The organism is Chryseobacterium bernardetii, assembly GCF_003815975.1.
GTDB classification, from domain to species: domain Bacteria; phylum Bacteroidota; class Bacteroidia; order Flavobacteriales; family Weeksellaceae; genus Chryseobacterium; species Chryseobacterium bernardetii.
In genome coordinates this window covers 1,642,234-1,666,293 of the sequence record NZ_CP033932.1, presented here as the reverse complement: position 1 = coordinate 1,666,293, position 24,060 = coordinate 1,642,234, and the positions used below count along the sequence as shown (strand labels likewise).

General features: G+C 36.2%; 21 protein-coding genes. 8 read left to right on the top strand and 13 right to left on the bottom strand.

The window, feature by feature from the left end; genetic code table 11:
- Positions 1–25: 25 nt before the first annotated feature.
- The 5 genes from EG339_RS07640 to EG339_RS07620 all read right to left on the bottom strand — a co-directional run bounded on the left by EG339_RS07640 (position 26) and on the right by EG339_RS07620 (position 7,911).
- A complete protein-coding gene (locus EG339_RS07640) occupies positions 26–3,124 on the bottom strand; it encodes an efflux RND transporter permease subunit (RefSeq protein WP_123869690.1) in 3,099 nt (1,032 codons plus the stop codon).
- Positions 3,124–4,239 (bottom strand): efflux RND transporter periplasmic adaptor subunit, encoded by a 1,116-nt coding sequence (locus tag EG339_RS07635; protein WP_123869689.1) that lies wholly within the window; start codon positions 4,237–4,239, stop codon positions 3,124–3,126. Before EG339_RS07635 ends, EG339_RS07640 begins: the two co-directional genes overlap by 1 nt.
- Before the next feature lie 43 nt (positions 4,240–4,282).
- Positions 4,283–5,557 (bottom strand): TolC family protein, encoded by a 1,275-nt coding sequence (locus EG339_RS07630; protein WP_123869688.1) that lies wholly within the window; start codon positions 5,555–5,557, stop codon positions 4,283–4,285.
- A gap of 316 nt (positions 5,558–5,873) precedes the next feature.
- Positions 5,874–7,235 (bottom strand): HAMP domain-containing sensor histidine kinase, encoded by a 1,362-nt coding sequence (locus tag EG339_RS07625; RefSeq protein ID WP_123869687.1) that lies wholly within the window; start codon positions 7,233–7,235, stop codon positions 5,874–5,876.
- A gap of 1 nt (position 7,236) precedes the next feature.
- On the bottom strand, positions 7,237–7,911 hold the full coding sequence (locus EG339_RS07620; protein WP_123872634.1) for a response regulator transcription factor: 675 nt from the start codon (positions 7,909–7,911) through the stop codon (positions 7,237–7,239).
- Positions 7,912–8,180: 269 nt separating this feature from the next.
- On the opposite strand from EG339_RS07620, the gene rmuC reads away from it, so the two are divergent.
- From rmuC to EG339_RS07595, 5 genes are all read left to right on the top strand, one after another.
- A complete protein-coding gene (gene rmuC / locus EG339_RS07615; RefSeq protein WP_123872633.1) occupies positions 8,181–9,668 on the top strand; it encodes a DNA recombination protein RmuC in 1,488 nt (495 codons plus the stop codon).
- Between the two features lie 13 nt (positions 9,669–9,681).
- Positions 9,682–10,104 (top strand): hypothetical protein, encoded by a 423-nt coding sequence (locus tag EG339_RS07610; RefSeq protein WP_123869686.1) that lies wholly within the window; start codon positions 9,682–9,684, stop codon positions 10,102–10,104.
- 15 nt (positions 10,105–10,119) lie between these two features.
- Positions 10,120–10,959, top strand: a complete 840-nt coding sequence (locus EG339_RS07605) for a LytTR family DNA-binding domain-containing protein (RefSeq protein ID WP_123869685.1) — start codon at positions 10,120–10,122, stop codon at positions 10,957–10,959.
- 90 nt (positions 10,960–11,049) lie between these two features.
- Complete coding sequence (locus tag EG339_RS07600; RefSeq protein WP_123869684.1) at positions 11,050–11,841, top strand: CPBP family intramembrane glutamic endopeptidase; 792 nt, start codon at positions 11,050–11,052, stop codon at positions 11,839–11,841.
- Between the two features lie 20 nt (positions 11,842–11,861).
- Entirely contained in the window at positions 11,862–12,629 is a 768-nt protein-coding gene (locus EG339_RS07595; RefSeq protein ID WP_123869683.1) for a TrmH family RNA methyltransferase, read from the top strand.
- A gap of 181 nt (positions 12,630–12,810) precedes the next feature.
- On the opposite strand, the gene EG339_RS07590 is transcribed toward EG339_RS07595, so the two are convergent.
- Positions 12,811–13,152, bottom strand: coding sequence for a hypothetical protein (locus EG339_RS07590; protein ID WP_123869682.1), 342 nt, complete (start codon positions 13,150–13,152; stop codon positions 12,811–12,813).
- Positions 13,153–13,335: 183 nt separating this feature from the next.
- On the opposite strand from EG339_RS07590, the gene EG339_RS07585 reads away from it, so the two are divergent.
- Both EG339_RS07585 and EG339_RS07580 read left to right on the top strand, forming a co-directional pair.
- Positions 13,336–14,511: a hypothetical protein gene (locus tag EG339_RS07585; RefSeq protein WP_123869681.1), complete on the top strand. Its 1,176-nt coding sequence runs from the start codon at positions 13,336–13,338 to the stop codon at positions 14,509–14,511.
- On the top strand, positions 14,495–15,073 hold the full coding sequence (locus EG339_RS07580; protein WP_123869680.1) for a hypothetical protein: 579 nt from the start codon (positions 14,495–14,497) through the stop codon (positions 15,071–15,073). The genes EG339_RS07585 and EG339_RS07580 overlap by 17 nt, the downstream gene beginning before the upstream one ends.
- On the opposite strand, the gene EG339_RS07575 is transcribed toward EG339_RS07580, so the two are convergent.
- The 4 genes from EG339_RS07575 to trhO are packed head-to-tail and all read right to left on the bottom strand — an operon-like array spanning position 15,022 to position 18,497.
- The gene (locus tag EG339_RS07575) at positions 15,022–15,597 is read right to left on the bottom strand and encodes a 5-formyltetrahydrofolate cyclo-ligase (RefSeq protein ID WP_123869679.1); all 576 of its coding nucleotides are present in this window, start codon (positions 15,595–15,597) and stop codon (positions 15,022–15,024) included. The genes EG339_RS07580 and EG339_RS07575 overlap by 52 nt on opposite strands.
- 5 nt (positions 15,598–15,602) lie before the next feature.
- Complete coding sequence (locus EG339_RS07570) at positions 15,603–15,833, bottom strand: ferredoxin (protein ID WP_123869678.1); 231 nt, start codon at positions 15,831–15,833, stop codon at positions 15,603–15,605.
- The gene (locus tag EG339_RS07565) at positions 15,833–17,077 is read right to left on the bottom strand and encodes a peptidase U32 family protein (RefSeq protein WP_123869677.1); all 1,245 of its coding nucleotides are present in this window, start codon (positions 17,075–17,077) and stop codon (positions 15,833–15,835) included. The genes EG339_RS07570 and EG339_RS07565 overlap by 1 nt, the downstream gene beginning before the upstream one ends.
- Before the next feature lie 58 nt (positions 17,078–17,135).
- A complete protein-coding gene (gene trhO, locus EG339_RS07560; protein ID WP_123869676.1) occupies positions 17,136–18,497 on the bottom strand; it encodes an oxygen-dependent tRNA uridine(34) hydroxylase TrhO in 1,362 nt (453 codons plus the stop codon).
- Between the two features lie 364 nt (positions 18,498–18,861).
- On the opposite strand from trhO, the gene EG339_RS07555 reads away from it, so the two are divergent.
- Positions 18,862–20,391: a trypsin-like peptidase domain-containing protein gene (locus tag EG339_RS07555; RefSeq protein WP_123869675.1), complete on the top strand. Its 1,530-nt coding sequence runs from the start codon at positions 18,862–18,864 to the stop codon at positions 20,389–20,391.
- Positions 20,392–20,465: 74 nt separating this feature from the next.
- Here the strand turns inward: EG339_RS07555 and EG339_RS07550 are convergent, their stop codons facing one another.
- The 3 genes from EG339_RS07550 to EG339_RS07540 all read right to left on the bottom strand — a co-directional run bounded on the left by EG339_RS07550 (position 20,466) and on the right by EG339_RS07540 (position 24,018).
- Entirely contained in the window at positions 20,466–20,921 is a 456-nt protein-coding gene (locus EG339_RS07550) for a hypothetical protein (RefSeq protein ID WP_123869674.1), read from the bottom strand.
- Positions 20,921–21,301: a RidA family protein gene (locus EG339_RS07545; protein WP_123869673.1), complete on the bottom strand. Its 381-nt coding sequence runs from the start codon at positions 21,299–21,301 to the stop codon at positions 20,921–20,923. Before EG339_RS07545 ends, EG339_RS07550 begins: the two co-directional genes overlap by 1 nt.
- A 131-nt stretch (positions 21,302–21,432) precedes the next feature.
- Positions 21,433–24,018: a putative LPS assembly protein LptD gene (locus EG339_RS07540; RefSeq protein WP_123869672.1), complete on the bottom strand. Its 2,586-nt coding sequence runs from the start codon at positions 24,016–24,018 to the stop codon at positions 21,433–21,435.
- Positions 24,019–24,060 lie beyond the last annotated feature (42 nt).

Sequence of the window (24,060 nt, the reverse complement as noted above, 5' to 3'; positions counted from 1 at the left end):
AAAATAATGAACAAATAAAAAGAAACTATATGGTTTCCTTATACTTTTTACGATAGGCATAATAGAACACAATCGGCAATATGGTAAATGACAGCAGCATACAGATAATCAATCCGCCTACAATCATAATGGCCAGAGGTTTTTGAATTTCAGAACCCATTCCGTTAGACATGGCTGCCGGAAGAAGCCCCATAGATCCCATCAGTGCAATCATTACTACCGGACGGATCCTGCTTTTCACTCCTTCTGAAATAGCTTCTTTGAGTGATAGCCTGTTCTGAAGGTTTTCTTTCATGACCCCAATCAGAACAATACCGTCAATAGTAGCCACTCCGAACAGAATAATAAAACCGATTCCTGCTGAGATTCCGAAGATGGTTCCCGTAAACCAGAGGGATAAAAACCCGCCAATAAATGCAAAAGCCAATGTAATGGAAGAAATCAAAGTATCTTTTACATTCCCGAAGTTGAAATACAACAGCATCAGAATAAGCACAAGTGAAATAGGAACTACCATGGCCAACTGTTTTGCAGCTCTTTCTTTACTTTCAAATTCACCAGCCCAGGTCATTTTATGGTTTTTCGGCAGCTTCACCTCTTTATCAACTTTTTCTTTAGCTTCCTTAATTGTACTTCCAAGATCACGTCCCTCAATATTGAATCCTACTCCAATGTATCTGCTGTTTCCTTCGCGGTAAATAAATGAAGGCCCTGTATGATAATCAATGGTTGCTATTTCCTTTAACGGTACTTTTTTATTATCCTGGGTCGGAATGAGAATATTACCCATTTTTTCAGGAGTGTCCCGGTATTCTTTTTCGAATCTCAGCATCACATCAAACATCCTTTCTTCTTCATAGAATTTGGTAGCAGCCTGCCCGCCAATGGTCATTTCAATAACTGCCTGGGCATCTGCCGTGGAAACTCCATATTTAGCCATTTTGGAATCATGAAGCTGTATCCTGAGTTCCGGAAGCCCTATATTTTTAAAGACATTCACATCGGAAATTCCCGGAACAGTCCTGATGGAATTGGCAACCTGGTTAGCATAATTTTCAAGCTGAAATAAATCATTCCCGAATATTTTAATAACCAACGGTGCCTTTACTCCAGCTACATATTCTTCTACATTATCCTGAATCGGCTGGCTGAACCCGAAATTGATTCCCGGATATTTTTCAAGAGAACCCCTCATTTGGTCAAGAAGTTCTTCCTTAGAAATTTTCTTCTTCCATTCATTTTCCGGTTTCAGCTGGATATTAAATTCAATATTAAAGAATCCAGTAGGATCTGTTCCATCATTAGGACGTCCGGTTTGGGTCATTACGAATTTCACTTCATCATACTTCATCAAAATCTCCTTCATCTCTTTGGTTAACCGAACGGATTCATCCAGATTCACACTATTCGGGAGTGTGGCACGTACATAGATAGCCCCTTCATTCAGTTTAGGTAAAAATTCTGAACCGTAATTTGAAAACCTCCATCCGCATAAGGCAAGCAATGCTACAAAACCAATCATGAAACCTTTTTTATGACGAACACTGAATTCATAGACTCTATAGATGTTCACTCTGAAGAATCTTGAAATAAAGTTTTCTTTTTCTTCAATATTTTTGGTTAATAAAAGTTTACACATGGCCGGAACATAGGTCAAACTCAAGATCAAAGAACCAAGCAGGGCATATCCCAACGTAAAGGCCAAAGGTGAGAACATTTTTCCTTCTACTTTCTGGAAAGAGAAAATTGGCATTAAAGCTACAATCAGTATTAATAAAGCAAAGAAAATATAGCTTGCCACACTTCCTGCGCTTTTCTTGATAATCCCAAGCTTGGAAATTTTATTAAATCTTCGGAGTCCGATTTTCCTGGCCTTCAGTTCGAGGGCGACAAATACATGTTCTACGATGACGAGTGTTCCCTCCAGCAAAAGTCCAAAATCTAATGCTCCCATAGAAATCAGATTGGCCGGAAGCCCCTGGATTTTCAACATAATAATAGCAAAAAGAAAAGCCAACGGAATTACTGATGCCACAATAAATGTAGTTCTCCAGTTGTAAAGGAAGATGAATACAATAATGGAAACCAGGATCACTCCTTCAACAAGGTTTTTGGAAACGGTATGAACGGTTGTATTCACCAGTTCTGTACGGTCAATGATCGGAACAATCTGAACATCTCCCGGCAACTCTCCGCCATTCAATTCTTCTATTCTTTCTTTCAGTCTCGCAATAACCTCACTTGGATTTTCTCCACGGAGCATAATGACAATACCTTCTACTACATCATTTTCTTTATTGTACCCTACCTGCCCTAACCTCGGTTTTGCAGACACCTTAACTTCAGCAACGTGTTTTACCAGAATAGGCGTAGAGCCTTTTACTTCAATCTGAATATTTTCAATATCCTCTTTCTTTTCCAAAAGACCTATCCCTCGCACTACATAAGCCTGATCTCCTTTTGCCACTACATCTCCGCCTACATTAATATTACTCTTCGAAACTGCTTCATACACATCCAGGGGGGAAAGGTCGTAATTGTGTAATTCTGTAGGATTAATTTTTATTTCGTATGTTTTTTCTTCACCACCAAAGCTTACTACATCAGCAACTCCGGGAACAGCAAGCAATTCTCTTTCAACCACCCAGTCCTGGATAGCTGTTACTTCTTTAATTGGCAGCTTACTTTTAATAATATACCGGTAAATTTCTCCGGTGGCGCCTGATGGTGGCTCAATGCTGTATTCTGCTCCGGCAGGAAGATCTACATTGCCAAGTTTATTGGAAGCATACTGCTGTGCATAAAAGTCATTCACATGATCATCAAAGATCACTGTAACTACCGATAATCCAAACAGGGAAATAGACCTTACCGAAGTTTTATTCGGGATAGCATTCATCTCCTTGGAAATGGGCAGCGTAACAAACTTCTCTATCTCTTCTGCACTTCTTCCCGGCCATTGGGTAATAACTCTTACCCTAGTGTTGGTAACATCCGGAAATGCTTCAATTGGGGTGTGTATATAAGAATAGATTCCCCCTGCTAATAACAGGAAAGTTCCTAAAAGAACGATCAGCGAGTTCTTTAAAGAGAAGGAAACTATATTCTGTACAAATTTTCGCATTACTTCTTAGAATTATTTAATTGGTTTTTCAGGTTTTCATAGATCAGCAATCCATTGGAAGCAATTACATTTTCCCCTTGTTTTAAGTTTCCTTCTACATAAATATACCGGCTGTTTGATGCAATTTCCGTTACAGGTCTAATTTCCAGTTCGCAGTCTTTTTTATATACTACTACATAGCTCTGGTTATTATCGAAGATCATAGCTTTTGCAGGAATAGCTAAGGCAGATTTATTTTGCGGATTTACAGGCAGCACAACATCTGCAGACATTCCCGGTCTTAACTTCATACCGTTATTATCCATGATGATCTTAGCCTTCAATACTCTTTCGTTTTCATTAAAAACCTGGGAAATATTGTTGATCTTTCCTGAAAAGCTGTCATCCGGATATGCTAAAGTCTTTACCACTACGGGCTGATCTACGTATACATGTCTCATGTTGGTAGCATATACATTGGCCATTACCCAGACCTTATCCAGATTGGAAATGGTAAAAAGCTGATCTCCACCCGCCGTTACAGGCATCCCTTTGGAAATATTCTTGCTGATTACATAGCCATCTGCCGGGGCTTTAATCTGTAGTGTGCTCCCGCCCGCAGAATACAGCTGCATATTTTTTTGGGTTTTAGAAATATTAGACTGAAGGATCGTTACTTCAGCTCTTGCTTCCTGAAGGTCTTTCTGAGAGGCAATATCATCTTTGTACATCGCTTCTACAGAAGCCAGTTTTCTTTTAGCCACAGCAAGCTGAGCCTGCAACGTCTGGGTATCATCCTGCATTTCATTAACTGCCGTACTTTTTACTGAAGCCAAAACTTGTCCTTTTTTCACATAATCGCCCAAAGAAAAGTAAGTATCAGTAACCACTCCATCCACAAGACTTACAAAGGGAACCGTCTTATCTGAATTACTTTCCACTTCTCCGGTAAGGGTAATGGTTTCTTCAACAGGAAGTATTTCTGCCTTGGCCAGTTGAATGTCTTTCTTAAGTTCCTGGCTGATGCAATAGCTTTTTTCTGCATCATTAGCTGGCTTCTCTTCTTTACAGCCTGTAAGTACTACCAAGGCGGACAGATACATTACAGCAATATATTTAGTAGTATTCATGTTCATAAATAGATGTTCATATTTTTTTAAAGTGACGCTTAATAATTATTTACAAATCCTGCCCGACAACGTATTGCAGATTCTCATAATACTGATTAAGCTCTTTTTTGGTATCCAGAATAATCATTTTATTGCCAATGTAGGTATCAAGAAAATCCATGTATTCCAGCATGCTGATGTTTCTGAGTCTGAAGTTTTTTTCATGGCTTACCAATAATCCGTCTAATGTAGATTCATAGGCTTCATCCATTTCTTCTGAAACCTGTTGGGTACGGATATAATTTCTGAAAACGGAAACAATTTCATTCTCAGACTTCAGCTGATTTTTACGCGTTTCATTTTTACTTTTCTCTATTTCAAGCTTAGCTTCCTGAATATTTCCTTTATTCCTGTCGAAAATGGGAAGATCCACTGAAACTCCTAATCCGATGAAGTCTTTCATAATATTTCCGCCACGATCATAGCCGATGCTAACAGCAATATCAGGAGTCTTCAATGCGTTTTGAATTTCAAGATTTTTAGCAGCGTGTTTCTCTTTATTTTTAGCAATAAGGATATCAGGGCGGTTTTCTTTTGCCTTTTCCAGCCACTGTGTAAGTTCAATTTCTGAAAGCTGTTTTTCCGGCATGGTAAAAGAATCCGAAATCACAAGATAAGAATGGGATGGAATCATCAGTAAAGCTTTCAGTTCTGTCTGCTGATCTTCTATTTCCTGCTTTAATGACACAAGTTTTTTCTTGAATTCAATTTCCTGCGCTTTCAAGCGGATATACTCAGCTTTACTGATATTTCCAAGGTTTAATTGGTTGTTATAAGACTTTGTTAATTTCTCAATGGAGTCAATCTGACCCTGATAAATCTTTTGTTGCTCCTGATTGTACAGAATTTCAGTAATTGAATTTCTTAAAGTCTTTTTAAGTTCACGCAATACTTCCTGTAATTCATATTTTTCACCTTCTACTTCAATTTTCTGCAGTTCAATATTTTTCCTTCGCTTTCCTGCAGTCTGAATCACCTGCTCAATTTCCGCAGAGATCTGAGTATTCTTTCCCCAGTTTCCGATTAATGCCGGCTGCTCTTCAATACCATAAGTTCTCCAGAGGTTTACTTCACTGATGCTTAGCTTAGGATTAGGCCAGTATTTCGCCTGGAGGGCTCTTGCTTCTGCCTGGGAAATCTCCAGTTTTTGAGCAATAAGGTCAAGGTTATTGGCAAGGAAGATGGTTTCAGCCTCTTTTCTGCTGAGCTTCAAAGTATCTGAAACCTGCGCTGAAAAGAAACTGAAACAATGAATATAAAATAGTGTAAAAAAAATCTTCTTCAAGGTCTCTTATTTTAAGACCACAAAGCTATTCTCCAAATATTAGAGCCAATTTCGAATGAAATTAAAATTCAGTTAGGGCAACATTAGAGTTTGATTAGAACAGGTTGGGATTATTTTAAGGATCCCGAAGATCTTGAAGGTTAAGCAGATTCTCAACACAGCTATCACTATTGTACACCCCCGGAAAGTATCCACAATATCTGTGAAAATCCGTAAATCTGTGGGAAATAACATTAATAGAAATAGATTTTAATCCGTCTACCTATAAATAGAATCCCATTGGCTTTAGCCCAACCTGGAAATAAACATTATATTTTTAAAAATCAGAAGGAAAAATAAGCACAACATTCGTCCCAACATCCACTTGAGAATCAATTTTCATAATAACATGATGATGATCAAAAATACTTTTAGATAAAGATAACCCGATACCACTTCCTTTGATCTGTTCTACATTTTTTCCCCTGTAAAACGTATCGGTAATTTTAGCAAGATCTTCAGCAGGAATTCCTTTTCCCTGATCTTTTACTTCAATATTCAATTGATTATTGTTTTCAGATAAGATGATCTCTACAGGATAACCGTAAGAATACTTGATTGCATTTTCTACAATATTATATAATGCCAGATATAGAAGAGTTTCATTACCTGGGAACTCTAACAAGGATGGTTTTGTAACCTGCAGCTGAATTTTAATTCCTGATTTATTTTCTTTGGCTTTAGGATCCAGCTTTTCATAAATCTTCCAGACAAGTTCATCCACTCTTACCTGTTTATGGGAAGAGTCCAGCTTGGTCATTCCTGACATCAGAAGAAGATTGTTGAGTATATTCTCGATCTCATAAACATTATCCAGAGATTCTCTGGCCACTTTTTTATATTCCTCGGGAGTTCTGTCCTTCTGGGCAAATACTTCCAGGTTTCCTGAAATGGCGGCTAACGGAGTCTTAAATTCGTGAGAAACATAATTGATAAAATTCTGTTGCAGTAATACACTTTCAGAGATTCTTCCCAATAGTTTATTGTAAGATTTAATAAGGTCCTCAATTTCATCATTGGTATTGGTTGAAGTAATGGCCGTAGAAATATTATTATAATCCACCTTATTAATTCTTTCCACCACATTAGAGATAGGTTTATACACCACCTTTGAAAGATACCGGCTCAAGAAATAAATGGCCAATAACCCGATAATTAGCACAGAAAGCATAATAATAGCGAGCCTCCAGATCTGTGATTGAAAAGAATCATTCGGAGATTTTACAAAAACAACAAAATCTCCCTGATTATCCGGATAAAAGATTCCGTAGTAAAACTGATTATCAGACATAAACTGAGTTCCCTTGTTATTTCTGGCCGCCTGCAAATGAGAAAGTCTGATATTCTTATCATCCAGATTCTGGCCAAATGTCACTTCATTATTCTGATTATAAACGGCTACCTGATTATTCTGAATAAGGCGTTTATATTCCTGTTTAATCTGGGCATGTCTGTCTTTGGGCAATTCATCTTTTTCAAGATAATAAATGGCAGAAATCAGAGCTGTATTTCTAAGCTTTTCAAAATAAAAAATCTTTGTACTATCATAATAGGCAAAAAATATCACCGCAGATGTGATGATAGAAACAATACCGAATGAAAGGCTTGAAATAAGTGTAAATCTGCTCCTAAGCGTCATTTTAATCTTTAATTAAGTATCCTGTTCCCTTCACAGTATGAATAATTTTCTGCCCGGATTCATCAATTTTATTGCGGACATAGGAAATATACACATCCACCACATTCGTTGAACTGTCAAAATCAATTCCCCATACGTTATGCAGAATCTGGGTTCTGCTCAATACTTTATTTTTATTTTCCATCAGAAAAGTAAAAAGTTTGTATTCTGTAGGTGAAAACTCAATCTCTTTATCATTTTGGGTGACTTTATGAAGATCTGTATCAATTATAATGTTTCCACATGACAGATGATTATCTTCTTTTTTATAGCTCAATTTATTTCTCCTTGTCAGTGCTTTGATCCTTGAGATCAGTTCTTCAAAATGAAAAGGTTTGGATAAATAATCATCTGCGCCAAGATCCAGCATTTTAATTTTATCATCCGGACTGTTCAAAGCACTTAAAACCAGGATCGGAGTATAATTTCCTTTAAACCTTATGATTTGTGTGAGCTGCATCCCATCCAGTCCGGGAAGCATAATATCCATCAGTATAATATCAAAATCATAGGTATGAAGGATTTCTCTGGCTTTTTCACCAGAGTCTGCGAGCGTTATCATATAGCCGGCTTCAGAAAGTCCTTTCAACAGGAAGCTGCTAATTCTCTGATCGTCCTCTACCAATAAGATATTCATAATATTTCTGAAATTTCCCATAAATATAGGGATTCTGTCTGAAGAAAGGAGAAGGAAGCTTAAGTACTTTTAATAATATTGGTTGTTCATTACCCAGCAATCAAATACTTTAAAAAAAAGGAAAAACAGCTATAGTTTAACTTTTATCACCTCAAAACCAAATCAAACCAGAACTTTTTGCTAAGGCTATTTATGGGTTGAAATTCTAACTGCGAATTCAATATCCGGGATCAACTTCCAGCCTTTTTTCCTAATTTTGAAGAATGGAGATGACCTATTTAATTATTGGATGTATTGTTGGCGCAGCCCTGGGAGCCATTATTTCATATTTTGCCTTGAAATCGTCTACGGTTTCAAGAAGTATTTATGATGAGTTAAATTTCCTGCACATTAAAAACAAATCAGATCTTGAAAATTCAACTGCAAAAATTCAGGAACTGAACCAGCATCTCAATAAAGAAAAAGAACTCAATATACAACAGCAGGATCTTCTTAACGATCTGAAAAATGAATTTGCCAAACTCTCAGCTCAGCATTCTTCACTGAACATCCAGTTTCAGGAACAAAAACAATCAGCATTAAAGCAGGATTTCCAGATAGAAGCTCTGCTTACCGAAAAACAGGATCTTTTTGCTAAAAACGCTGAACTTTCTGCTCAGAATGAAAATCTGCAAAAATTATTAAATACCCAAAAAGAAGAAATCACCAAAATACAGGAAGAATCCAAACTCCAGTTTGAAAATCTTGCCAATAAAATCTTAGAAGAGAAAACCGAAAAGTTCACTACTTTAAATCAGAATAATCTGAAAAACATCCTTGAACCTTTCCAGGAGAAAATTACAGATTTGAAAAACAGGGTGAATGAAGCTTATGAAAAAGAGAATAAAGAACGTTTCTCTCTTGCAGAAAAAGTTAAAGAACTTGCAGAACTGAACCAGCAGATCTCTGAAGATGCCAAAAAATTAACCAGAGCGCTGAAGGGTGAAAGTAAAACCCAGGGAAACTGGGGCGAAATGATCCTTGAAAGTATTCTTGAAAAATCAGGATTGGTAAAAGGCAGAGAATATTTTCTTGAACATGAACTTCGTGATGAAGATAACAAAGCCCTTTTCTCTGAATTTTCAGGAAAAAAAATGCGTCCTGATGCCGTAGTTAAGTACCCTGATGAAAGAAATGTCATCATTGACTCCAAAGTTTCCCTTACAGCTTTTACAGAACTGGTGGATGAAACAGATCAGGATGTGTATATCATGAAACTTAACCAGCATTTGAGTTCCATCAAAAACCATATTATGCAGCTTAGCCAGAAAGCTTATGATGATTATGGTAAATCTTTGGATTTTGTCATGATGTTCATCCCAAGCGAACCTGCTTATATTGCAGCTATGCAGGCAGATCAGAATCTATGGAACTATGCCTATGAAAGAAGAATTCTGCTATTAAATCCGAGTAATCTTATCACTTCCTTAAAACTGATTGCTGATCTGTGGAAACGTGAATATCAGAATAGAAATTCTCTGGAAATTGCAGAAAGAGGAGCCAAACTCTATGATAAATTTGTGGGTTTTGTAGATAACCTTGAAAAAATAGGACGCAATATAGACCTGGCCAAAAACGTTTATAATGATGCCTATAAGCAGCTTTACACGGGAAATGACAATCTTGTTATCCAAACGCAAAAACTGAAATCATTAGGAATTAAAAATAAAAAAGATCTTCCTCAGAGCCTTATTGACAACAGTAATTTAACAGAATAAAAATAATAACGCCATGAAAAAATCAAATCTCATCCTATTAATATCTCTTCTTCTTTATTTGGCTTCACTTCCTTTCACGGCAGTATATACAAAGGATCATGAAATGAGCGGACTGGCTTGTGCCTTATTAGGCTGGGCAGAAATGGAAGGCGGCGGAATAGCATGGCTGGCCAATCCTCTGCTCTTTATAGGAGCTTTTTTTTTGTTATTAAAGCAGGTAAAAATATCAGCAGTGATAAGCCTTATTGCATTTGGACTTACTTTCTGCTATCTGTCTGTTGGAGAAATTACAGTAAATGAAGCCGGTCATAAATTTCCTATTACAGGATACGGGCCGGGATACTTTCTTTGGATGGCAAGTTGTTTTGCTCTGCTGCTCGGAAGTATTTTTCTTATGATTACCTCTAAGAAAGCCAAGGATCAAAATCCTGCATAAATTACAGACTAATACATGATAAAATCTTTAGGTATGCTTTCTTTTACTTCTTATTCATATCCTAAATCCCAATCGGTTAAAGAGATCATGTTGTCCTCTATGGCAGCAGGAACTCTGGTATACCTTTTCCTGATTGTCTTCCAGCCTTTTGGTACGGAAAATTTTCATCATCCTTATAAATACCTTATTCTCTTTCCTTACACTCTTATTTTCGGATCTGCATTTTTTGCATCCAGTCTTTGCACTACCCGATTCAAAGATTGGAATATTGCATCAGAGCTCTTAAAGGTATTTCTAATTCTCTTTCTGGGATCTGTTCTTTCTTATTTTTATAATTCACTCTTCATAAGTCACGTAACACTCAGTTTTGAAAATTATGGTTATATGTTTCTGTATTCTCTGGCTGTTGGCATTCCTACTTCGTCCATTTATATTTTATCAAGATATATCTATTTAAAAAAATATTATGGGAATAAGGCTGAAAATATGACTCTGCAAACCATTGAAGTTCCCATTCTTACTATTTCAGTAAATAATACTGAATTAATGATTCCTGAAAGTGATTTCCTATGTATTCAGTCTATGGAAAATTACTGTGCCTTATATTATTTAGATAAGGATGTTGTAAAAAAAATGTGGCTCAGAATAAGTTTATCCAATATATTGAAACAGGTACAGACACAAACAATCAAAAGATGCCACCGCTCCTATATTGTTAACCTTGATAAAGTAAGAAACCTGAAAGGCAATGCTCAGGGTTACAAGTTGATTCTTTCGGAAATAGATTTTGATATTGCTGTATCGAGAAGCTTTATACCCGTTATCATTCCAACATTAGAACATCTTAAAAAATAACAGCTTGTCATTGGTCACTATTTCTTGATGCTCATCACATTAAATTGATCCTTTTCCGTGAAAGCCACATTTTTGCTCAAAATAATTAACATGAGTAAAAATATCCGTTTCTTTTCAATCTTTATCTTAGGATTTGTAATCTATTATTTCTTTGATCTGTTTTACTTTAAAAGCATCCAGCATTTTACTGAAGAGTTGTTTCATAGTAAAGCTATAGCCCACGCATTAGCCTATACGGTTACCTTGATTCCTATAATTACGACCCTGAAAGTATTATTTCCCAAAAAGAAAATATTGGATCTGCTTTCTTTACATCAATCTGCTGCTAAAGGCTATATGATCCCTTTTATCGGAACCTTACCCATGTTAATTGGGTACGCAGTGCATTTCAAAACCATCAAAACAATTAATTTTGATTCATTATTCATCAATACCGTCTCATCTGCATTTTTTGAAGAACTGATATTCAGAGCCTTTCTCATTGGAACTTTATATAGATTCACCAGACTCGGGTTCTTTTCATCCATTTTATTGGGGTCATTATTATTTGCACAGGTTCATTTATATCAGAGCCAGAATACAATAGAACTTTTTGAGATATTTACCATTACATTTTTAGGCTCTATATTTTTCACCTGGGTATATTTTGAACAGGATTTTAATATCTGGACAGCTGTATTTCTTCATTTTTTTATGAATCTATATTGGGAGATATTCAATGTCTCAGAAAATGTTTCCGGGAATCTCTATGGAAATCTTTATAAAGTTTTGTCAATAATTCTGATAATAAGTCTCATTGTATATGATAAAAAGAAGAAGAAAAGACCATTTGTGATCACTGGGAAAAGCCTTTTTATAAAAAGCAAAGAAGTACACTCATAAATTTTGCATAATTTTGCGGAATGTTGATAGAAAGTTTTCAAAACGAAAAAATAAAAAATGTCACTAAGCTTCTTACTGACAACAGGTTCCGTAAAAAGTCAAAGGTTTTTGTTGTGGAAGGACAACAGGAAAATGCAAGAGCTATACAATATGATTTTGAACCTGTAGAATTCTTTATCTGTGAAGATATTTTTAAAGAACAGCTTCCTGAAGGACGAATTCACTATGTAAGTGATAAAGTTTACGAAAAGATAGCTTACAGAGGTAGCTCAGAGGGTATTATCGGAGTATACAAAGCAAAGGAAGTTCCTCTTTCTTCTTACATTCCAAAAGCTAATGCTACAGTTATTATTGTAGAGGGGGTAGAAAAGCCAGGTAATTTGGGAGCTATTCTGAGAAGCTGTGAAGCATTTGGTATTGATGCTCTTATTGTTGCTGACGGAAAAACTGATTTCTATAATCCAAATGTGATCAGATCCAGTGTTGGCTGTCTTTTCGGTATGGAATTTTACCAGGCTGAAAATGAGGAAACCCTGGAATTCCTTCAGAAAAACAGTTTCAATATCTATACAACATTGATGGATGAAACAGCTGAAGATCTTTACAAAAAAGATTTCACACAGCGTTCAGCCGTATTATTCGGGACAGAACATTCCGGATTAAGTGATTTCTGGATTGGGAAGGGTAAGAATACATTGATTCCTATGGCCGGAAGCATAGATTCGTTAAATTTAAGTAATGCTGTAGCAATTACCTGTTACGAATCATTAAGACAAAAGAAAGGATAAAGTAATACTTAATTTTGATTTGATTATTTTCTTACAGGTCAGAGTTCTTCTTATTGATCTGTAATGAGATTGCTTTTCACTTCTGCTTGCTATGACATATCTAAGGAGAACGTTTCAGGATAAACATAAAAAAACCGTTTCACTGGGTGAAACGGTTCCTTTATTGTAAGCTAAGCTAAAATTATTTTTTAGCAGCGTCTTTTGCAGCATCTTTAGCAGCATCAGCAGCACCTTTAGCAGCATCAGCAGCACCTTTAGCAGCGTCAGCAGCACCTTTAGCAGCATCTTTAGCAACTTCAGCTCCAGCAGCAGTAGTAGCAGCAGCAGCATCTTTAGTAGCATCTACAGCAGTAGTAGCAGCAGAATCAACAACTTTAGCAGCAGAATCAGTTACAGTAGCAGCAGAATCAGCTACAGTAGCAGCAGCAGAATCAGTTGTACCTTCAGTAGCTGTAGCGTCAGTTTTTTTACAAGCAACTAGAGAGATTGCAGCGATAGCAGCTACGAATAATGACTTTTTCATAATAAATTAAATTTAATTTTGTTAATATTGTTTTATAAAATTTTCTTCTGTTCTGTTATTTGAACAAGACAAAGGTATAGCAGTTAGAAAATTTGTCTATGAAAAATAATTGTAATACCTTTGTAAAATAGTTTTACAAAAAAACATAACTGATAATCAACAATTTAATTATTTTAAAAAAAATTGACAGATTTAGATCTATTACACTTTGAACAGCTTAAAAAGGATGTCCAGGGTCAATATTTAAAAGAATACACCCCTTCACAGGATGATATATCTAAGTGGAAGGGTATAGATATCATATATTTTCAGGAAGACCTGCGCAAAAAAGCAAAAGGAAACATCAGTGAAAAGTCATTTTATACCTACTTCAAAACTTCACCAGTTACTAAATTACCCAGAATAGACATGCTCAATTTATTGAGCATTTATGCGGGGTACGACTCATGGTATGAATTCAAGAAGCAGCATCTTTTTGCCGGAGAATTATTACAGGAGAATGAAAATCTGGAAGAAGAAGAGATCAATGAACTTGAAAAAACGGTTTCTGCAGCACTGGAACTTCCAAAAACTGAGATTCAGCCTAAAAAAATTGAAATTCAGCCAATAGAAAATACTGATTTACAAAAAACAATCACTGAAAATCAAAAAGTTAATAAAAAACAAAATACATCCGGTGAAGTTGAAATCTCTGCAGTTCCAGTTAAGAAAAACTTCTTCAAAAAGAATGCATGGGCACTTATCACTTCTGTTCTAATTGCCATAACAGGTTTACTGGGATTTAAAGACGTACTTTTTTCAAAAACTTATACTTATTGCTTTATTGATAAAGACAGAGGTGTTTCTGTGATTAACACCTTAGACATCATGGTTATGAAGGAAAACGAATCTCCTTTGATGTACAAGATAAAACCTGGAGAATGTTTTTCTTATTCAACGAAGGATAAAAACCTGAAAATGAAAATAAGTGCAGCATTCTATGAACCTCTGGAAGTAAACAGAAATCTTGAAAATGCCCCTGAAGAAGAAAAAATAGAGCTTAAGCCGGACGATTATAAAATGGCAGCTTATTATTTCTCAAGAAAAGATATTACAGGAAATTCAGAAGAGCAGGTAGCTCTTATTAAGCAGAAAAGAAACCAGCTTGAAAATCTCATCAGCAATAATGCTGTTATCTACCAGGTATATGACAATAACACCTATGGCATTGAAAGACTAGACAAACAAAAGTATATCACCCTCGTTACTACTCCTACTACATCTCTGAAAAATCTGAATGTAATAGAAATGAAAAAAGACAACGGTAAGATCGTATCCATTAAATTCAAAATTGCGACTACAGATGAAAAGAATAAATAATTTTTTAATCCTCACCATACTTCTGACTTTATTTGCTTCCTGTAATAAAAAAACAGAAGCCAGCGACCTTGATAAACTGAGAAACAGCAACAACACGAAAAGTTACCCGGCTGTACAAATGGACAGTATGCAGGCTATCAACTCCATTACCAAACAAAAAGTTCAGGAACTTCTTGATCTTTCTACACTTTATATTAGTGGTAACAGGAATACTGAAGTAGACAGTTTTATTTATTCACAGATGGAAAGTTATTTCCACAAACCGGATTCCCTGACCTTCAAAAGAATGTTTAAGGAACTTGACAGCCTCAAAGTAAAAACCGCTAAGGTAAATGAGCTGAACGTTTATAAAGAATTTTATAAGAAAGACACTTTAGACTTTGCTAAATTCAATGTAGAGTATTTTGATGATAAGAATAAGTCCTTGGGAAGCTTTGAAAAGAATGCCCAATATATTTTATTATCAACCTCCAAGATGAAAAAGGAGTTTAAATTTTACTTTTTAGATTTCTATTCCCAACCGCTAAAGAAAGACAGTACTTCGGTAGGCGTAACTAAATAGTCAAGGGAAATATCATTTTCCCAGACATCATCTATAATCTCATCGGGGGCAAAGTAATTGACCCCGATTTTTTTTGTCTCTGATGATATATTCCGGAAAAAGCCGTCATAAAACCCTTTTCCATATCCTACTCTATTCCCTTTCCCGTCACAATACAAAAGAGGGGTAATTACATAACTGAAATGGTCTTCTACTGAATCATTATTAGAAACCGGCTCAGAGATTCCCCAGTTATTAACTTTGAAAACAGTGTCCTCAAAGATCTCAATATTGATTAATTTATCTTCAGCAATCTTAGGCACAAAAACACGGATATTATGACTTAAAAAATAATGGATGAAGATTTGGGTATCAATTTCTTTTTTGACAGGAATCGGAATGAAAATATGCACTTTTTCCAATTCTTTTGGCTGAAAATAACTGATAAAATTTTCAAAAATCTTTTCGGATAACAGGAAAGCCTCATCAGAAGACAAGGCTTTTCTTTTCAGTGTATATTTTTTTCTAAGTTCAGCTTTCAGCATAATTATTAAGTTAATCTGACAGAAATAATTTTTACAGGGCAGGCTTTTGCTGCACGGTCCAGAGGCTCAAACGCTTCCGTATCAGTTGTTTTTAAGGTATAAAACCCTTTTTTATCCGTAGTCTTCAGCAATACTGACTTGCCGTCTTTTTTAGACATCCTGAAATATTCCGGAGCAAATTCAGCGCAGTAATTGCAGCCAATGCATTTCTCCCTTTGAAGTGTAACAATTACCATTAAGATTTAACAATTTTGTATAATTTATCACTGGGCCTTACCCTGAATTCTGTAGGAAAGGTAATTATATCAGATTTTGTCGCTTTATCAGCTCCAGCCTTCTCATCCACCATCATTGTTTCAATCACCATTTCCTGTGAACCTGTAGTAGGTCCCTGTATAAGGATACTGTCTCCTACAGAAATATCATAAGCTTCAACTAAGAATTCTGCAATATTGGATTTTGGATAGAAGTGTCGTCCTTTACCGATATATACTTTCTTTTGGGTTGCACTGGATCCTGAGTTCGAAGACCATTCTCCAAGCTCCTGGCCAAGATAATATCCGCTCCAGAACCCTCTGTTGTATACAGTTTCCAGCTGTTTCATCCATTCAGCAACCTTTTCCTGTGAAAATGTTCCTTCAGCAATTGAGTCGATAGCTTCCCTATAACATTTCGTAACCGTAGCTACATATTCAGGAGCCCTTCCACGGCCTTCAATCTTCAGTACTTTCACTCCTGCATCAACAATCTGATCCAGAAAACCAATTGTACAAAGATCTTTAGGAGACATCATATACTCATTATCAAGCTCTATTTCAAAGCCTGATTCCTGATCAATCACCGTATATTTTTTCCGGCAATTTTGCTTACAAGCCCCTCTGTTTGCTGAAGAATTGTGGGAATGCAGACTTAAATAGCACTTCCCTGAAACAGCCATGCATAAAGCACCATGCCCGAAAATTTCTACTTCAACAAGGTTCCCGGAAGGGCCCTTTATCTGCTCTTTTTCAATTTGTGCACAGATTTTTCTGATCTGAGTGATGCTTAATTCCCTGCTCATCACCATAGTATCCGCAAAAAGAGCATAAAATTTTACTGTTTCAATATTGGTTATGTTGATCTGGGTTGAAATATGTACCTCCATGCCAATTTGCCTTGCATAAGAGATAACAGCCTGATCCATGGCAATTACTGCTGTAAGACCGGCCTCTTTGGCCTTATCCAATAATGTTTTGATGATAGACAGATCATGATCGTATATAATGGTGTTAAGAGTAAGATAAGTCCTTACTCCTTTTTCATTACATCTTCTGGAAATTTCCGGCAGATCATCAATGGTAAAGTTCATTGTTGCTCTTGCACGCATGTTGAGCTGCTCAACTCCAAAATAAACGGAGTCTGCTCCGTTATCTATAGCTGCCTGAAGCGAAGTGAAATCGCCTGCAGGAGACATTAGTTCTATTTTTCCGCTTGTTGTCATTTCCTAAACAGGAATTATAAGGTATTAAATGAAATAATTTTTACTGAAAAGCTTTAAATTAAGCGTTTTCCAAAATTCTGTACAACTTATCAGATAAACGAACTCTAAACGGAACTTCAAAAGTAATCTGATCTCCCTGTTTTGCTGTCTCGCAAGGTCCTCCGTTAGCATAAATCTGAGTAATTGTAAATTCCTGCTCACCAGTAGTAGGGCCGGAAATCAGCACTTTATCTCCTACTGATACCTCATTATTTTCAACTAAAAACTGTCCTATTTTTGATTTTGAGAAATAGTGTTCTGCTTTTCCGATCAAAACCTTTTTAACAGCTATTTTCTGGCGGATATTTTTGGTTTCAGCTTTTGCCAGAGGAGCTTTAGGCATATCACCGGAGTTTTTAAACTTTAATGCATCTGATTTTCCTTTTCTGAAAACCTTATTTCCAACCTGCAATCCTTTTCTTAGCTTCACCTGTTCTTCCCAAGGTAAATGTATGGTATCAAGACATTCTGCAGAACAGCAGTTTTCCATTGCCGCTTTACAGTCATCACACTGAATAAATAACAGGTGGCAGGCATCGTTAGCGCAATTGGTATGATTATCACATGGTTTCCCACACTGGTGGCACTGTGCAATAATATCATCAGTAATTCTTTCTCCTAAACGGTGATCGAATACAAAGTTTTTACCAATAAATTTACTTTTTATTCCTTCCTCCTTGATCTGACGGGTATATTCAATAATTCCGCCTTCCAGTTGGAATACATTTTTAAACCCTTGATGTTTGAAGTATGCACTGGCTTTTTCACAACGGATACCTCCGGTACAATACATCAATAGGTTTTTATCTTCTTTAAAGTCCTGTAACTGCTCGTTGATGATCGGTAAACTTTCTCTGAAGTTTTCTACATCGGGAGTAATGGCGCCTTCAAAGTGCCCCACTTCACTTTCGTAGTGATTTCTAAAGTCAACTACAATTGTGTTAGGATCTTCAAGCATATTATTAAACTCCTGAGCTTTTAAGTGAATTCCTTTATTCGTTACATCAAAAGTATCATCATTAAGCCCGTCTGCAACAATTTTGTGCCTTACTTTAATGGTAAGCTTTAAAAAGGAATGATTGTCCTGTTCAACGGCTACATTCAAACGGATTCCTTTCATAAAGTCATATACTTCTAACGTATCGCGGAAAGCCTCAAACTGATCTGCAGGAACACTCATCTGAGCATTAATTCCCTCGTGGGCAACATAAATACGGCCAAGAGCATCAAGGGCATTCCAGGCTATGAATAAGTCGTCACGAAATTTTTTGGGATCTTCAATTTTAGCGTACGCATAGAAAGATAAAGTAAGACGTTCCTTACCAGCTTCATCAATAAGTTTAGCTCTTTCTTCTGCGCTTAAGGTGTTATACAGTTGCATGCTATAAACGTTTTAAGTGAGAAAAATATTTTTGCAAAGATAAATATTTTCTAATTAATGGTTTTTCATCAACTCAATAATAATTGACAGCTCAGAACTGACAACATATTCATGAGTAATGAAAAAAACTTTTTATATTGTATACTTATTATAAAAACATTTTGTCACATTTCAGTTAATTTTTTTTTAAGTTTTGTTAACTCAGGGCTTAACAATTATGACATAATGTATAAAATGATATAATAGCAGTTAAATTTTAGTTAAAATTGAAACATAGCATACTAATTGCTTACTTATTTAACATTAAATTTGTTTACTCAAAAACATAAATAAGAAATTAATTAATAAACAAGAAAGATATACAATGAAGAGTACTTTAAAAAAACTATTACCATTTGCAGTAGTTGGAGTCATTTCCGGAGCTACTACCGTTGGAGCTATACAATATTTCGGACACGGCTCCAATAATGGAGATCAATCATTTTTTACAACATCTGCCCCTAACACAACATTCGCAGGAATGAATACGGGTGCAGTGGGTGATGACTTTGTAAAGGCAGCTAAGACAACCGTTCCGGCTGTAGTAACCATTAAGAACTATCAAAGCAGAACGGCCAGCAGAGCTACTGAGCAGGATCTGTTTGATTATTTCTTCGGAGATCCGTTCGGAGGAAGGGGACAACAAAGACAAAAACAACAGCAGGCGCCGGATAATATGCCTTCAGGAATGGGTTCCGGTGTAATTATTTCTCCTGATGGTTATATCATCTCGAACAACCACGTAGTAGCAGGTGCCAACAAACTTGAAGTGGTACTAAGCAACAAAAAATCATATATCGCAACTTTAGTGGGTACGGACCCTAATACAGATATCTCTTTATTAAAAATAGAAGAGAAAGGGCTTCCTTACTTAAACTTTGCAAACTCTGACAATATTGATGTTGGGCAATGGGTATTGGCAGTAGGAAACCCACTGGGATTAAATTCTACTGTAACGGCAGGTATTGTTTCTGCAAAAGGAAGAGGAATCGGTATTTTAGGAAGCCAGGGAAAAGCAAGCAATCCAATTGAAAGTTTTATTCAGACAGATGCCGCAATCAACCCGGGTAACTCAGGGGGTGCCCTGGTAAATACTAACGGAGAACTTATCGGGATTAACTCTGCGATTCAGTCTACAACAGGATATTATCAGGGATACGGATTTGCCGTACCATCTAACCTTGCAAGAAAAATTGTTGAGGACATCAAGAAGTTTGGTATTGTACAGAGAGGATTCTTAGGAGTTTCATCACTAGACCTTTCCAATGACCAGCAGGTTCAGGCTTATAACAAGCAATTCAAAACCAATATTAAGGCTGGCAGCGGAGTGTATGTAACAGGATTCGGTGATAACAGCGGTGCAGAAGATGCAGGACTGAAAAAAGGAGATATCATTACAAAAGTTGATAATTACGATATCACTGATTTTGCTGACCTTTCTATGTCAATAGGAAGCAAGCGCCCTGGTGACAAGGTAGTGGTAACCTATTCAAGAAACGGTAAAGAAGCTACCGCAAATGTAACTTTAAGAGACCAGAAGGGAGGAACTTCTACCAGAACAAAAGCTGACCTTAGCGTAACTGAAAAGATCGGAGCTGAATTTGACCCTCTTAACGAAAGGTTCAAAACAGAATATGGACTGAATAGCGGTGTAGTTACTAAAAATGTATCTGAAGGAGGCGAAATGGCTAAAATCGGAATTGTAGACAACTATATCATCATTGAAGTAAATGGCAAACCGGTAAACTCACAAAAAGACATAGAAAACATCCTGAATAAATATCAGGGAAATGTACAGGTGAAATTTGTGGATGACTACGGAAGAATGTACACAAAAGGATTTAAAATGCCTTAATCAACAACTAAACAATAGTTATTTTCATATCAACAAAAAATCGCTGCAAAGATTTGCAGCGATTTTTTTATTGTTTACTTGGGTTTATTCATTTTCTCGGTAATCCTTTTCTTTTTATTCCGCTCATAAATAACTTCTACAATCTTACCTCCAATCCAGGAAAACGGGAAAAAGGTAAGGAAGATAGAAATCTTATAAAATGTAGGATGGTAAGGAAATATAATAACATCCAGCATTGCGATGAAAAGCATGATAAAACCTATCAGGATAGCATAGGCAACTTTAGCATATTTAACGATGATTGCTGTTGCTACTCCACCAATGGTAGTTCCTAGTCCGGAAATAAAAAGAAGAAAGCCAAAAAAGGCCTTATCATCTTTCATGCTGAAAAGAAATCTCTGCCAATGCTCAAACGGAGCAAAAGCTTCGAAAGTAACCCATTGCGGGAAAGCCCTTATACCAAGAGTAATTATAAGACCTGTAATACCAAGCCCTATCAATACCGCAAATGTATTTCTTATAAAGTTCATTAATCCTGATGTGCGATCATAGAAATTTCAATATCCACATTTTTAGGCAGACAAGAAACCTGTACTGTTTCACGTGCCGGATAGCTTCCAGCATCTAAATATGAAGCATAAATATCGTTCATTACGGCAAAATCATCCATGCTTTTAAGGAAGATTGTTGCTTTTACAACATTTTTAAAAGTCATTCCAGCTTCTGTAAGGATCGCTTCAAGGTTTTTCATTACCTGATGCGTTTCCTTTTCAATTCCTTCTACCAGTTTACCAGTTGCAGGATCTACAGGGATCTGTCCTGAGATATACAGAACTCCGTTAGTCATATTAGCTTGTGAATAAGGACCAATAGCTGCAGGTGCATTAACTGTGTTGATAATTTGTTTCATATACGGATATTTATTTTTTTGTAAAATCATCTTTCATTGCCAACCATTAAGTTAAGCAATTTCAGGATAATCTTGATAGATTTATTTTGGTTGCAAATATAAAATTTATATTGTCAAATGCCAATCTGATATTAGAAAGGTGCATTTGGCTGTGTAAAGCTTCTGTCTTTATACTTCAACGCATCACTTAAGATATTGGCTTTGATCCCGATAAAGAAATCATATACTTTATATTGTCCGAAGGGCACCCAGTTAAAATTAATGGTGAAACTTCGCTGATCTCTTGAAAAACCGATTCTTGTATAGGCCAGTTCCTTAGTCACCAAGTCATAATGGGTACTTCCGGTAACATTCCAGTAAGGAGTAAGCTTAATACTTCCGTCAAGACCTATGGATGCAATTTTACTTCCGAATCTGTTGGTTCCTTTAGAATAAGCATAATTAGCATTAATATTCAGGGTCCAGGCCTGATCAAAACGCGCATAATGATCATCATCAAAATAGTAATTTTCATTTCGGATTTCTCCTTTTGAACTATATTTCTTTGCGTAATCCGTTTTTTCACCAAAGATCTCGCTGCTTAAAGGATAAGATACCTGAATATTGAATCCCTGTACACTGAAGCCTCCAAATTTTTCTGTTCTGATCCCCTGATCCTGCCCTGGAATAAATTCGATTTTATAAGGATCAAGAGAAAGGCTGGTATTAACTGTAAGCTTATTGTTAAAGAAAGAAGACTGCCCGTTGATACTGAAGATAGACCAAGGGTGGTCTTTAGCTGCAAAGTTATAGCTTCCTGTAAGGTTTAAAGATTCAAAAATCTTTATTTTTTTCACTCCGGTAGAATCACTTTTAGATTTCACCTTCATTTCAATATTATTCCCTATACTGAAACCTAATGCTCCCACCAAACTGTTTGACGGGCTTCCTATAATTCCTTTTTCAAAGATAGAATAAGGAGTAAGAGCACCGGCTGCATTATAATAGTTTTTGTAATACCCGAAACCAGGGCTTGAGAAATCAGGAGAATAGGTAAATCCGATACTTGGAGTCATCATATGTCTCACAGCTTCTATAACAGATCCTTTTTTAAATTTCATCATTCCATACAAAGTAGTCTGAAGACTGGCAGTGGTAGAGAATGAAGAATATCCTGCAAACTTTTTATTGATCTCATCCACGGTCACATTATTTACAGGATCATAATACCTGTTTAAAGTTTTTGTCGTTAAAGCATTATCAATATTAGCACTTAAACTGAAAGTAAAATATTTAGCCAGAGTGGTATTGGTGGCTAAAGCGATATTGTTCTTAAGGCCTGTCTGCATTTTGTCCCACATTTCTTTTTTGAACAATTCATTTTCCTGCGTGTTCACAAAGTTGGTCAGGTTAAAACCAGTATTTACTGTAATATTTTCAAGAAGTCCCTGTCTTACTCCTGATTTCGACTTAAACAGGTAAAACTGATTGACCGCTACATTCATCTGTGGAAGACGAAGATCTGCCAAGCCTGTTGCAAAGTTCTGCGAGTAAGATGCCGTTCCCGTAATAGTCATAGGAAGTTTCAGAAATCTTTTGGTAAGCGTTACCGTTGAGTTCTGCTGGGTGTTCAATATATTCTGATTGAAAATATAATTATTGTTAAGTGTATTATTATAAAACTTAGTACTTACAATATCAACCGAAGCACTGAATGTAAGAAAAGGATTGGCTTTAGAATCCTGAGAATGCGTCCAGCTGATTCTATATGTACTGTTTTTATTATAATCATCCAATCCTTTGATCCCTCTTACCATAGTTCCGATGTCTGCATTGAAGCTTCCCGAATAACGGTACTTTTTCTGGTAATTCATCTGTGGACGCAGGTTCCAGCTTCCTTTGGTATAGATATCTGCGAGTACCTTAAGATCAAAGTGTTCCCCAATCGGCTGATAATATCCGATTCCGTTCAGGAAGAATCCAACATCTTCTCTTTCCCCGAAACTTGGGATCAAAATACCGGCAGCTCTTTTATCTGAGAACGGCAGTATTGCAAAAGGCATAACAAGAGGTGTAGGCACCTGTTCTATATACATTTGGATAGGTCCCGTAACAATTTGAGATTTACTTTTTGTTTTTATCAGTTTGATATTGGAAGCTCTCATAAAATAATCTGCTGCCGTATCTTTTTTCTTCACAAAATACTCATCGGTGGTATAATCTGCTTTTCTCATAGCGAACACCGAATCGTTATATTTTTTTGTTTTCTGGGCTATAATTACCCCCTCACTCTCCTCTGTTCTTGCATTGAAAGCAATAGCCTGTTTGGTTTTTGTATTATAGCTGAATTCGTTGGTTTCATATTTTTTCCCAGCCTGAGTAGTTACTACAGGCTCTATGATTTTTCCTAAAGAATCCAGTTTTCCTCTGGCGTAGATCAGATTTTTATTATCATCAATAGAAATATAATCTGCATCAATCTGCATATCCTGATACTTCACCTGGGCATTCTTGTTAAGGAATGTCATTTTTTTAGGAATATCCCTGCGCTGATCATCTGCCTTTGTTTGAAGTACATCATCTAAAGCTTCTTTTTTTGCAACAATGGTATCCTTTTTGGAAATAGTATCTTTAACCGTATTTTTAGGCAATTTTTCAGGGGTTTTCTGTGCTAAAAAATTGTTAAAAATTAGGATAATTAAAATTTGTAATATATTTTTGAGGACGGTTTTGGCCAATTTTATTCTATATAATTAAGGCCCAAAATTAATATAATTTTT